General features: G+C 71.3%; 9 protein-coding genes. 4 read left to right on the top strand and 5 right to left on the bottom strand.

Translation table 11 applies throughout. From position 1 onward, the window contains the following. Nucleotide 1: 1 nt before the first annotated feature. On the bottom strand, nucleotides 2–1393 hold the full coding sequence (locus tag ACIQOW_RS00275) for a bifunctional folylpolyglutamate synthase/dihydrofolate synthase (RefSeq protein WP_401077867.1): 1392 nt from the start codon (nucleotides 1391–1393) through the stop codon (nucleotides 2–4). Nucleotides 1394–1577: 184 nt separating this feature from the next. Between ACIQOW_RS00275 and ACIQOW_RS00270 the strand changes: the two genes are divergently transcribed. From ACIQOW_RS00270 to ACIQOW_RS00260, 3 genes are all read left to right on the top strand, one after another. Continuing rightward, complete coding sequence (locus ACIQOW_RS00270) at nucleotides 1578–3011, top strand: glycosyltransferase family 2 protein (protein ID WP_401077865.1); 1434 nt, start codon at nucleotides 1578–1580, stop codon at nucleotides 3009–3011. 71 nt (nucleotides 3012–3082) lie between these two features. Next, nucleotides 3083–4216, top strand: coding sequence for a non-hydrolyzing UDP-N-acetylglucosamine 2-epimerase (wecB, locus tag ACIQOW_RS00265; protein ID WP_401079743.1), 1134 nt, complete (start codon nucleotides 3083–3085; stop codon nucleotides 4214–4216). A 164-nt stretch (nucleotides 4217–4380) separates the two neighbouring features. Then, nucleotides 4381–5916: a chitinase gene (locus ACIQOW_RS00260; RefSeq protein ID WP_401077863.1), complete on the top strand. Its 1536-nt coding sequence runs from the start codon at nucleotides 4381–4383 to the stop codon at nucleotides 5914–5916. Between the two features lie 31 nt (nucleotides 5917–5947). Here the strand turns inward: ACIQOW_RS00260 and ACIQOW_RS00255 are convergent, their stop codons facing one another. Both ACIQOW_RS00255 and ACIQOW_RS00250 read right to left on the bottom strand, forming a co-directional pair. Continuing rightward, nucleotides 5948–6472, bottom strand: coding sequence for a hypothetical protein (locus tag ACIQOW_RS00255; RefSeq protein ID WP_401077861.1), 525 nt, complete (start codon nucleotides 6470–6472; stop codon nucleotides 5948–5950). 312 nt (nucleotides 6473–6784) lie between these two features. Beyond that, entirely contained in the window at nucleotides 6785–9424 is a 2640-nt protein-coding gene (locus tag ACIQOW_RS00250) for a valine--tRNA ligase (protein WP_401077858.1), read from the bottom strand. A 189-nt stretch (nucleotides 9425–9613) separates the two neighbouring features. On the opposite strand from ACIQOW_RS00250, the gene ACIQOW_RS00245 reads away from it, so the two are divergent. Beyond that, a complete protein-coding gene (locus ACIQOW_RS00245) occupies nucleotides 9614–9967 on the top strand; it encodes a hypothetical protein (RefSeq protein ID WP_401077855.1) in 354 nt (117 codons plus the stop codon). 81 nt (nucleotides 9968–10048) lie between these two features. Here the strand turns inward: ACIQOW_RS00245 and clpX are convergent, their stop codons facing one another. Then, nucleotides 10049–11338, bottom strand: a complete 1290-nt coding sequence (clpX, locus tag ACIQOW_RS00240) for an ATP-dependent Clp protease ATP-binding subunit ClpX (RefSeq protein ID WP_045696864.1) — start codon at nucleotides 11336–11338, stop codon at nucleotides 10049–10051. 278 nt (nucleotides 11339–11616) lie between these two features. Then, nucleotides 11617–12279, bottom strand: a complete 663-nt coding sequence (locus ACIQOW_RS00235) for an ATP-dependent Clp protease proteolytic subunit (RefSeq protein ID WP_188296577.1) — start codon at nucleotides 12277–12279, stop codon at nucleotides 11617–11619. Nucleotides 12280–12288 lie beyond the last annotated feature (9 nt).

Here is a 12288-nt window from a genome sequence, read left to right as displayed (position 1 = left end):
GTCACTTCCTCCCGAGCAGCAGGCGGGCCTCGCCCACCGTGATGACCGAACCGGTGACCAGCACCCCGGCGCCGCCGAGGTCGCCCTCCTCCTCGGCGAGGGTGACGGCGGCGGAGATGGCGTCGTCGAGCCGGGGCTCGACCTGGACGCGGTCCTCGCCGAAGACCTCGACCGCCAGGGCGGCGAGCGCGTCGACGTCCATCGCGCGGTGGGTGGAGTTCTGGGTGATGACGACCTCGGCCAGGATCGGCTCGAAGGCCTCCAGCACCCCGGCCACGTCCTTGTCCCCGGAGGTGCCGATCACGCCGACGAGCCGGGTGAAGCCGAAGGACTCGGTGAGGGCGGCGACGGTGGCGCGGGCGCCGTGCGGGTTGTGCGCGGCGTCCAGGAGGATCGTGGGGCTGCGGCGGACGACCTCCAGGCGGCCCGGCGAGGAGACACCGGAGAAGGCCTGGCGGATCTTGTCCACGTCGAGCTGCCCGCCGCGGGCGCCGCCGACGCCGAAGAAGGCCTCGACCGCGGCCAGCGCCAGGGCCGCGTTCTGCGCCTGGTACTCGCCGTGCAGCGGGATGAAGACGTCCTCGTACTCCTCGCCGCCGAGTCCGCGCAGCGTCACCAGCTGGCCGCCGACGGCGAGTTCACGGCGGATCACGCCGAACTCCATGCCCTCGCGGGCGACCGTGGCGTCCACCTCGACGGCGCGCCGCAGGATGGTCTGGGCGGCGTCCAGCTGCTGCTGGGCGACGACCGCGACGGAGCCGGACTTGATGATCCCGGACTTCTCGCCCGCGATCTCGCCGGTGGTCTCGCCGAGCTTGTCGGTGTGGTCCAGCCCTATCGGGGTGATCACGGCGACGGGGGCGTCGATGACGTTGGTGGCGTCCCAGGAGCCGCCCATGCCGACCTCGACCACCGCGACGTCCACCGGGGCGTCGGCGAAGGCCGCGTAGGCCATGCCGGTCAGCACCTCGAAGAAGGACATCGGCACCGGCTGCGCCGCGTCGACCATCTGCACGTAGGGCTCGATGTCGCGGTAGACCTCGACGAAGCGCTCCGGGGTGATCGGGGCGCCGTCCAGGCTGATCCGCTCGGTGACGGACTCCACGTGCGGGCTGGTGTAGCGGCCGGTGCGCAGCTCGAAGGTGTTGAGCAGCTGCTCGATCATCCGGGCGGTGGAGGTCTTGCCGTTGGTGCCGGTGATGTGGATGGAGGGGAAGGACCGCTGGGGCTGGCCCAGGATGTCCATCAGCGCCTCGATCCGGTCGAGCGAGGGCTCCAGTTTGTTCTCCGGCCAGCGCTTGGAGAGCTCCACCTCGACGTCGCGCAGGGCGTCGCCGGTGCCGCCGTCGGCGGGGCGGATGGTGTACGGGTTCGGGTCGGCCTTGTCGCTCACGACCACAGTCTACGGAGCGCTGGCGGGTCCTCCTCACGGGGTGAGAACGACCACTTTGCGCCCTCTTTACCCCGATCATCCGATTTCCTCCCTTTACTATTGATTCAGCGATCTGAACCGCAATGAAGCATCGATTCGCAACCGACAGGAGCCTTCGGCCTTTGATCATGAGGAGCGCTGCGTCATGCCCGATGCCCTGCACGAGTGGATCGTGCTGCGCCAGGAAGCCGTCGTCCAGGTCGCAGGACTGATCTCCCTGGCGCTCGTCGCCTACATGGCCCTGGTCTTCGGACGCTTCCTCGTGTACTGGGCCGGCTCCCGCCACGCCTTCCGGCACAGCCGCCCCGCCGAGCCCGGCGACCCCGCCTCGCTCCGGTGGCACCTGGTGATCCCCTGCCGCGACGAGGAGTCCGTCGTCACCCAGACCCTGGACGGCCTGCGGACCAGCGCGCCCGAGGCCCACCTGTGGGTCATCGACGACGACAGCGAGGACGCCACCCGCGAGCTGGTGCTCGCCGCCGCGGCCCGCGACCCGCGGATCCACCTGGTCCAGCGCCGCCGCCCGCACGCCCGGATCGGCAAGGGCGCCGCCCTCAACGCCGCCTACCGGGAGATCTCCGCCTGGCTGCCCGAGGACACCGACCGCTCCCTGGTGGTGATCGGCGTGGTCGACGCCGACGGGCAGCTCGACCCCGGCACCCTCGCCCACGTCTGCAACGCCAAGGCACTCGGCCGGCCCGACACCGGCGCCGTCCAGATCGGCGTCCGGATGCGCAACGCCGACGACGAGCTGCCGCTGCCCGGCCGCGGCCGGGCCGCCAACGCCCTGGCCCGCGCCCTGGTGCGGATGCAGGACGTCGAGTTCCAGGCCAACAACGCCGGCATGCAGCTGCTGCGCCGCCGCACCGGCAGCGTCGGCCTCGGCGGCAACGGCCAGTTCGTCCGGCTCACCGCCCTCGACTCGCTGACCGCCGAGGAGGGCCGGGCCGGCCGCCCGTGGCCGGAGCGCGCCCTGCTGGAGGACTACGAGTCCGGCCTCGACCTGCGACTGGCCGGCTGGCGGCTCACCCACGTCACCGAGGCCCAGGTCTCCCAGGAGGGCCTGATCTCGCTGCGCCGCTTCCTCACCCAGCGCACCCGCTGGGCCCAGGGCAACATGCAGTGCCTGCGCTACACCGGCCGGGTGCTGCGCTCGCCGCACTACCCGCCGTCCGGCAAGGCCGAGGTGCTGTACACCTTCCTCCAGCCGGTGGTCTGCGTGCTGCTGGTGCTGCTCCTCCCGCTCTCGCTCGGGATCACCGGCGCCGGGATGGTGCTCTTCCCCGAGGAGACCGCCGAGTTCCAGCTCCGGTTCGGCCCGTGGATGCTGCTCGTCCTCGTGCTCGCCACGCTGCCGATGGTGTTCTGGGGCGTCGCCTACCGCAGGCTCGTCCACCCCGACCGCAGCCGGCTGACCGGCCTGCTCTGGGGCGTCCTGGTCTGGCTCTACGCCTACCACCTGTTCGTGGTCGCCACCCGGGCCGCCGTCCGGATGCTGCTCGGCCGCAACGGCTGGGCCAAGACCCGCCGCAACGCCGAGAAGGTCGCGGTCGGCTCGCCCACCGCGCTCGAGTCCTGAGCCGCTCCCACCCCCACGCCCCCTCCCCTGCCCTTCCGCCCCCGCCGGTCCACGGAGTCCCCCGCATGAGCATGTGCCTGCCCCCGTCCAGCGTCGCCGTCGTCCTCGGCACCCGCCCCGAACTGGTCAAGCTCGCCCCGCTGATCCACGAACTGGGCGACGCGACCCGGCTGGTGCACACCGGGCAGCACTGGGACGAGTCGATGTCCGGCCGCTTCCTGCGCGACCTCGACCTGCCCGAGCCCGAGCTGCTCACCGGTGTCGGCGGCCGCCCCAGGGCCGGCCAGATCGCCCAGTCGCTGGGCCAGCTGGACGCCGCCTTCGCCGAGGACCGCCCTGTCGCCGTGGTCGTCCAGGGCGACACCAACGCCACCCTGGCCGGGGCGCTGGCCGCCAACGCCCGGGAGATCCCGCTGGTCCACGTCGAGGCCGGGCTGCGCAGCTTCGACCGGGCGATGCCCGAGGAGCACAACCGGGTGATGGTCGACCACGTCTCCGACCTGCTCTGCGCCGCCACCGGCGACAACGTCGCCAACCTGCGCGCCGAGTCGCTGGCCGAGGCCCGGATCGAGCTCACCGGCAACACCGTCGTCGAGGTGGTCCGCCGTCAGCTGCCGGACGGCGCCGCCCGCGCCGCGCTGCTCGCCGCGCACGGGCTGCGCCCGGACGGGTACGTGCTGGCCACCGTGCACCGCCCGGAGAACACCGACACCGCCGAGGCGCTCGGCGCGGTGCTGGCGGAGCTGGACCGGATCGCCCGGGCCGGCACCCCGGTGCTGTTCCCGATGCACCCGCGCACCCGGGCCGCCGTCGAGCGCTTCGGCCTGGACGGCCTGCTGGAGCGCCTGGCCGTCACCGGTCCGGTCGGCTACGGCGACTTCCTGGGCCTGGCGAGCCACGCCGCCCTGCTGGTCTCCGACTCCGGCGGCGTGCAGGAGGAGTGCACCGTGCTGGGCCGCCCGCTGCTGGTGGTGCGCCGCTCCACCGAACGCCCGGAGACGGTGGCGGCCGGCTTCGCCGCGCTGGTGCGGCCCGGCGAGGAGCTGGGCGCCCTGGCGGCGGCCTGGCTCTCCGACACCCCCGAGCGGCTCGCCCGGCTGGCGGCCACCCCGAGCCCGTACGGCGACGGCCTGGCCTCGGCCCGGATCGCCGCGCTGACCGCGGCCGTCGCCGAGTCGGCCGAGGCCGGGCCCCCGGCCGCCTAGGCGCTCTTGACAGTCGGATTGGTCTACTCCACCTTGTGAGGCAAGTCTCCGTTCCCGACCGGGACTTGAGTTGTCGGTAGCTCCCGCACGTGCACATCGACACCCCGGACGGCGTTCCTCCCCCACGAGGCGCCGCCGGGTTTCCCCCCACTGGAGATGACGTCATGCCACCTGCCCGACACCGGCGCCCGCGCGCCGTCCACTCGCTGTTCGCCGGAGCGAGCGCCCTGGTCATCGGCCTGGGCGGACTCGTCCTGGCCGGCGGCACCGGCGCCCACGCCGCCGACACCGACCTGATCGCCAACGGCGGCTTCGAGACCGGGACCCTGTCCGGCTGGACCTGTTCGAACGGCACGGTCCAGGGCACCACCACCCACTCAGGCACCCACGCCCTGCAGTCCACCCCGGCCGGGAGCGACACCGGCGAGTGCACCCAGACCGTCGCGGTGAAGCCCTCCTCCTCGTACACCCTGAGCGCCTGGGTGCAGGGCTCGTACGTCTACCTGGGCGCCCGCGGCACCGGCGGCACCGATCCGAGCACCTGGACCCCGGGCGGCGCCGCCTGGTCCCAGCTGAGCACCACCTTCACCACCGGCCCCGGCACCACCAGCGTCACCGTCTACCTGCACGGCTGGTACGGGCAGCCGGCCTTCGCCGCCGACGACGTCTCGCTGCTCGGGCCCGGCGGCCAGCCGTCCCCGAGCCCGACCCCCACCCCCACCGACACCGCCTCGCCGAGCCCGACGGCCACCGCCACGGACACCGGCAGCTCCTCCCCGACCGCGACCCCGACCAAGCCCCAGGGCCTGCCCAAGCACATCCTCACCGGCTACTGGCAGAACTTCGACAACGGCGCCACCGTCCAGCGGATCAGCGACGTCCCGGCCGCCTACGACATCATCGCGGTCTCCTTCGCGGACGCCACCGCCACCCGCGGCGGCCTGAGCTTCACCCTCGACCCCAAGCTCTCCTCCCGCCTCGGCGGCTACACCGACGCCCAGTTCAAGGCCGACATCGCGGCCAAACGGGCGGCCGGGAAGCGGGTGGTGCTCTCGATCGGCGGGCAGAACGGCACGGTCTGGGTGGGCGACTCCTCCTCCGCCTCGAACTTCACCAGCACCGCCTGGGCGCTGATGCAGAGCTACGGCTTCGACGGGATCGACATCGACCTGGAGAACGGCATCAGCTCCACCTACATGGGGCAGGCCCTGCACGCCCTCGCCGCCAAGGCGGGGAGCGGATTCATCCTCACCATGGCGCCGCAGACGATCGACATGCAGTCGACCGGCATGGAGTACTTCAAGCTGGCGCTGAACGTGAAGGACATCCTCACCATCGTCAACATGCAGTACTACAACTCCGGCGCGATGAACGGCTGCGACGGGAACGTCTACTCGCAGGGCACCGAGAACTTCCTCACCGCGCTGGCCTGCATCCAGCTCAAGGGCGGGCTGCGGCCCGACCAGGTGGGCCTCGGGGTGCCGGCCTCCACCAGCGCCGCGGGCGGCGGGTACGTCGCCGCCGCCACCGTCAACAACGCGCTGGACTGCCTGGCCTCCGGCACCAACTGCGGCAGCTACAAGCCGGACACCAAGTGGCCCGGCATCGGCGGCGCGATGACCTGGTCGACCAACTGGGACGCCCAGGCGGGCGGTCCGGTCGCCAACACCATCGGCTCGCACCTGCACGCCATGCCGTAACCGGCACCGGCAGCCTGTCGGAGGCCCGGGTTCAGACCCCGGCCCGGGCCTCCGGCACGTGCGCGGCGCCGCCGTGCCGACGGCGCAACTCGGCGGTGATCTCGGCCAGTTCGCCCTCGGGCAGCAGCGGCAGCATCATCGCGACGCCCTGCAGCAGGCCGCCGAGCAGGAAGGTGGTGTCCGGCGTCGCCGCCACCAGGCCGCGGACCTCGGCCACCCGGCCGTCCGCCACCGCCTCGATCAGCTGGGCGGCGTTCGAGGTCTCCTCGTCCACGTCGACCGCGCCGGTGTCGTCCGGCGCCCGCCTGGCCATCGCCCGCAGCACCTTGTCACCGACCTCGGGGGCGTACGCCTTGCGGACGGCCTCGGCGGCGATCCAGGTGAGCAGGGTGGTCACCTCGCGCTCGGCGTGCTCGGTGAGCAGCAGGTCCAGCTCCTGGTCGAACGCGAGCTGGTTCCCGTGCCGGAAGGCGAGCAGCAGGGTCGCCGCCCTGGCCTTGGCCTCCTCGACCGCCTCGGCAGGCAGTTCGTCGGCCAACTCCTGGGTCACCACCACGCCATGCCCTCCCGTCCGTCGCTCAGCAGGAACGCTCAGCGGAAACGCCCATTCGGAAACTCCGTGCACACGGTACACAGCGGACCTGAAAACTTCCGCGAACGCGCGCGGGCAAGACCTGAATCAATTCGCTCGGAATAGGGCCTCACCCGGTCGCAGGATGATAATTCGCCGGAAGGGAGCAATGTCGCTGGGCTATTAGGCGTAGCGAAAGCGCCCCCCTGAAGCAACGCCCGGAAGCCGTACCGGAAAACGCCGAGGGGCCGCACCCCGCGCGTCGCGGCGTACGGCCCCTCCGGTCGGTCCGGCGGATCAGCCCTGCGGCAGCGCCGCGAGCTGGGCGGTGATCCGGGCGATGTCGGCCTCGGCGGCCTCCTGGCGGCCGCGGATCTTGGCGACCACCTCGTCCGGCGCCTTGGCGAGGAACGCCTCGTTGCCGAGCTTGGCGGTGGTCTGGGTCTTCTCCTTCTCGGCGGCCGCGAGGTCCTTGGCCAGGCGCTTGCGCTCGGCCGCGACGTCGATGGTGCCGGAGAGGTCCAGCGAGACGGTGGCACCGGCGACCGGCAGCGAGGCGGTGGCCGCGAAGCCCTCCTCCGGGGTGGTCAGCCGCAGCAGCGACCGGATCGCGTCCTCGTGGACGGCGAGCACGGTGCCGGTCAGCTCCAGCCGGGCCGGGACGCGCTGCGCGGGCTGGAGGCCCTGGTCCGAACGGAACCGGCGGACCTCGGTGACCACCTGCTGGAGCGTGGCGATCTCCGACTCGGCGGCCGCGTCACGGTAGCCGCTGTCCTTCGGCCACTCGGCCACGACCAGCGACTCGGCGCCGGTGAGCGTGGTCCACAGCGCCTCGGTGACGAACGGGACGACCGGGTGCAGCAGGCGCAGCGTGACGTCCAGGACCTCGCCGAGCACCCGGCGCGAGGCGTCCGCCTGCGGGCCGCCCTTGGCCAGGGTGGTCTTGGAGAGCTCGACGTACCAGTCGAAGACCTCGTCCCAGGCGAAGTGGTACAGCGCGTCCGTGGCCTTGGCGAACTGGAAGTCGTCGTACAGCGCGTCCACCTTGGCGACGGTGGCGTTCAGCCGCGACAGGATCCAGCGGTCGACCGCGGTCATGTCCTCCGGCGCGGGCAGCGGGCCCGCGGCGGTGGCGCCGTTCATCAGCGCGAAGCGGGTCGCGTTCCAGATCTTGTTGCAGAAGTTGCGCGAGCCCTTGACCCAGTCCTCGCCGATCGGCACGTCGGCGCCCGGGTTGGCACCGCCGGCCAGGGTGAAGCGGACGGCGTCGGCGCCGTAGGCGTCCATCCAGTCCAGCGGGTCCACCGCGGTGCCGGAGGACTTCGACATCTTCTTGCCGAACTCGTCGCGCACCAGACCGGTCAGGGCGACGGTCTTGAACGGCGCCTCGCCGTCCATCGCGTACAGGCCGAACATCATCATCCGGGCGACCCAGAAGAAGATGATGTCGTGGCCGGTCACCAGGACGTCGGTCGGGTAGAACTTCTCCAGGTCGGCGGTCTTCTCCGGCCAGCCGAGCGTGGAGAACGGCCACAGGCCGGAGGAGAACCAGGTGTCCAGGACGTCCGGGTCCTGGACCCAGCCCTCGCCGGTCGGCGGCTGCTCGTCCGGTCCGACGCAGACGACCTCGCCCTCCGGGCCGTACCAGACCGGGATCCGGTGGCCCCACCAGAGCTGGCGCGAGATGCACCAGTCGTACATGTTGTCGACCCAGTCGAAGTAGCGGCGCTCCAGCTCCTTCGGGTGGATCTCCACCTTGCCGTCGCGGACGGCGTCGCCGGCGGCCCTGGCCAGCGGCTCGACCTTGACCCACCACTGGAGCGACAGCCGCGGCTCGACCACGGTGTGGCAGCGCGAGCAGTGGCCCACGGCGTGCATGTACGGGCGCTTCTCGGCGACGATCCGGCCCTGCTCGCGCAGCGCGCCGACGACGGCCGAGCGGGCCTCCAGTCGGTCCATGCCGAGGAAGGGACCGTGCACGGTGATCGCACCGCGATCGTCCATCACGGTCAGGTTGGGCAGGTCGTGGCGCTGGCCGATGGCGAAGTCGTTCGGGTCGTGCGCGGGCGTCACCTTGACGGCGCCGGTGCCGAACTCCGGGTCGACGTGCTCGTCCGCGACGACCGGGATCTCGCGGTCGGTCAGCGGCAGCTTGATGGTGCGGCCGACCAGGTGACGGTAGCGCTCGTCCTCCGGGTGGACGGCCACCGCGGTGTCGCCCAGCATCGTCTCGGCCCGGGTGGTGGCGACGATGATCGAGTCGTCGCCCTCGCCGTAACGGATCGAGACCAGCTCGCCCGGCGTCTCCTCGTGCTCCACCTCGATGTCGGACAGCGCGGTGAGGCAGCGCGGGCACCAGTTGATGATGCGCTCGGCGCGGTAGATCAGGCCGTCGTCGAAGAGCCGCTTGAAGATGGTCTGGACGGACTGGGAGAGGCCCTCGTCCATGGTGAAGCGCTCGCGGGACCAGTCCACGCCGTCGCCGAGGCGGCGCATCTGGCCGAGGATGCGGCCGCCGTAGCTCTTCTTCCACTCCCAGACCTTCTCGACGAAGGCCTCGCGGCCCAGGTCGTGCCGGGACAGGCCGGACTCGGCGAGCTGCTGCTCGACCTTGTTCTGGGTGGCGATGCCGGCGTGGTCCATGCCCGGCAGCCAAAGCGTCTCGTAGCCCTGCATGCGCTTGCGGCGGGTCAGCGCGTCCATCAGCGTGTGCTGGAAGGCGTGGCCCAGGTGCAGGGCGCCGGTGACGTTCGGCGGCGGGATGACGATGGTGTAGGCGGGCTTGTCGCTCTTCGCGTCCGCCGTGAAGTAGCCACGGTCCACCCAGCGCTCGTACAGCTCGCCCTCTACGTCCGCGGGGGTGTAGGTCGTCGGGAGGGTTGCTGCTTCGTCCCCGGCAAAGGTGCTCACGGGGCGCTGGTTCGTCGTGTCGGTCACGACGCACAGTTTACGTAACCGGAGGACCGGGTCACGAACGGCTTTCGGCCCGCGGAGCCGCCACGCCCGGCCGGGCCCGCACCGGGCACCGTGCGGTAGCGTGCCCGGGCACTCGTCCGGCGGACCGGACGGGCACCGAACGACTCGACACACCACAGGCCGCGGGTGCGGCGGGGAGCACGGAGGCAGATGTACGGCCAGGGACAGCAGTATCCGCAGGGACAGGCAGCAGCCGCACGGGGGCCCGCCACCGCACTACGGCCAGCCGCAGCAGCCCTACGGGGCGCCCCAGCCGCAGTACGGCCAACCCCAGTACGGCCAGCCGCCGCCTCCTCGGGCCGGCTCTCCTGCGGCGTCTACTCGCTGCTGTCCGGCAAGACCCAGTCCACGGTCTGCGTCTGGGCGGACAAGTCGACCTACGCCCGGGTGACCTTCACCAAGGTCAGCGTCACGGCGGGCGGTGTCGGCGGCTCGGCCCTCACCCCCGCCCAGGCCGCCGAGAAGACCCGGGCGATCCGCGACACCACGAAGACCGCCAAGTAGCCGACCCTGGCTCCCGGCCGCGCACGCGGGAGGGCCTCGCACCGGATCGGTGCGAGGCCCTCCCGCGTGCGAAGCCCAGGGTCAGGCGCTCTTCTCCCGGCGCTCGCGCTTGATCATGTCGCGCGGCACCAGGGTGGGGATGGCGTGCTTGGAGACCACGTCCCCGGTGACCACCACGCGGGCGACGTCCTGACGCGAGGGCACCTCGTACATCACGGACATCAGCACCTCCTCCATGATGGCCCGCAGCCCGCGCGCGCCGGTGCCGCGCAGGATCGCCTGGTCGGCGATCGCCTCCAGCGCGTCCCGGGAGAACTCCAGCTCCACGCCGTCCAGTTCGAACAGCTTGCGGTACTGCTTGACCAGCGCGTTGCGCGGCTCGGTGAGGATCTGGAGCAGCGCCTCGCGGTCCAGGTTGTGGACGCTGGTGATCACCGGCAGACGGCCGATGAACTCGGGGATCATGCCGAACTTCACCAGGTCCTCGGGCATCACCTGGCGGAAGTGGTCGCTGGCGTCCGACTCCCGCTTGGAGCGGATGTTGGCGCCGAAACCGATGCCCTTGGCACCCGCGCGGCCCTCGATGATCCGCTCCAGGCCGGCGAACGCGCCGCCGACGATGAACAGCACGTTGGTGGTGTCGATCTGGATGAACTCCTGGTGCGGGTGCTTGCGCCCGCCCTGCGGCGGCACCGAGGCGGTGGTGCCCTCCAGGATCTTCAGCAGGGCCTGCTGCACACCCTCGCCGGAGACGTCCCGGGTGATCGACGGGTTCTCGCTCTTGCGCGCGACCTTGTCGATCTCGTCGATGTAGATGATCCCGGTCTCGGCCTTCTTGACGTCGTAGTCGGCCGCCTGGATCAGCTTGAGCAGGATGTTCTCGACGTCCTCGCCGACGTAGCCGGCCTCGGTCAGCGCGGTGGCGTCCGCGATCGCGAACGGCACGTTGAGCATCCGGGCCAGGGTCTGCGCCAGCAGCGTCTTGCCGGAGCCGGTGGGGCCCAGCAGCAGGATGTTGGACTTGGCCAGCTCGATGGCGTCCTCGCGGCCGTTTCCGCCGCTGCGGCCCGCCTCACCCGCCTGGACACGCTTGTAGTGGTTGTAGACGGCCACCGACAGCGCCTTCTTGGCGAGGTCCTGGCCGACCACGTACTGGTCCAGGAACTCGTAGATCTCGCGCGGCTTCGGGAGTTCCTCGAAGCGCACCTCGGAGGTCTCGGCGAGTTCCTCCTCGATGATCTCGTTGCACAGGTCGATGCACTCGTCGCAGATGTACACGCCTGGGCCGGCGATCAGCTTCTTCACCTGCTTCTGCGACTTGCCGCAGAACGAGCACTTGAGCAGGTCGCCACCGTCTCCGATGCGTGCCACGAGGTGCTTCCCCTTCGCCAGGGGCCCCGCAGGGTTCCGGGGCCTGGTGCTGTGGACCGTCAACGCCGAGGGCGCTCGGTCTCGGTATCCGACGGTACTCTGTCGGGCCCGTGATTCCGTCCTCTTCGCCAGGTCTGCCCTACGCCCTGGGCGAATTGATACCGAACAGATGCCGTCGCACGGACCCGCCCACGGGCCGGGGCGGGGTGCGCACCCGGGTGCGCACCCCGCCCCGATGGGCCCCTCCGGTCCGATGACGGGCCGGGAGGGAGCCGGCCTCAGGAGGTCAGCGAGGTCTTGCGGGTGGAGATGATCTGGTCGACCAGGCCGTACTCGGCGGCCTCGTCGGCGGTCAGGATCTTGTCGCGCTCGATGTCCTCGCGCACCTGCTCCACCGACTTGTTGGAGTGCTTGGAGAGCATCTGCTCCAGTTGCTCGCGCATCCGGAAGATCTCCTTGGCCTGGATCTCCAGGTCGGACACCTGACCGCGGCCGGTCTCGGTGTACGGCTGGTGGATCAGGATCCGGGCGTTCGGCAGCGCCATCCGCTTGCCGGGGGTGCCGGCGGCGAGCAGCACGGCCGCGGCGGAGGCCGCCTGGCCCATGCAGACCGTGGTGATGTCCGGCTTCACGTACTGCATGGTGTCGTAGATGGCCGTCAGGGCCGTGAACGAGCCGCCGGGCGAGTTGATGTACATCTGGATCTCGCGGTCCGGGTCCATCGACTCCAGGCACAGCAGCTGCGCCATGATGTCGTTCGCCGAGACGTCGTCCACCTGCGAGCCGAGGAAGATGATGCGCTCCTCGAACAGCTTGGCGTACGGGTCGTACTCGCGGATGCCCTGCGTGGTGCGCTCGACGAAGCGCGGGACGATGTAACGGCCCTCGGCGCGCATGTCCTCGACGCGGGCCTTGGCGGCCGACAGGCTGGGGATGTTCATGGGGGTCCT

This window comes from Kitasatospora sp. NPDC091335, assembly GCF_044757205.1.
Classification (GTDB): domain Bacteria; phylum Actinomycetota; class Actinomycetes; order Streptomycetales; family Streptomycetaceae; genus Kitasatospora.
The sequence above is the reverse complement of the archived record's forward strand: the minus strand, read 5'-3'. Positions and strand labels throughout refer to the sequence as shown.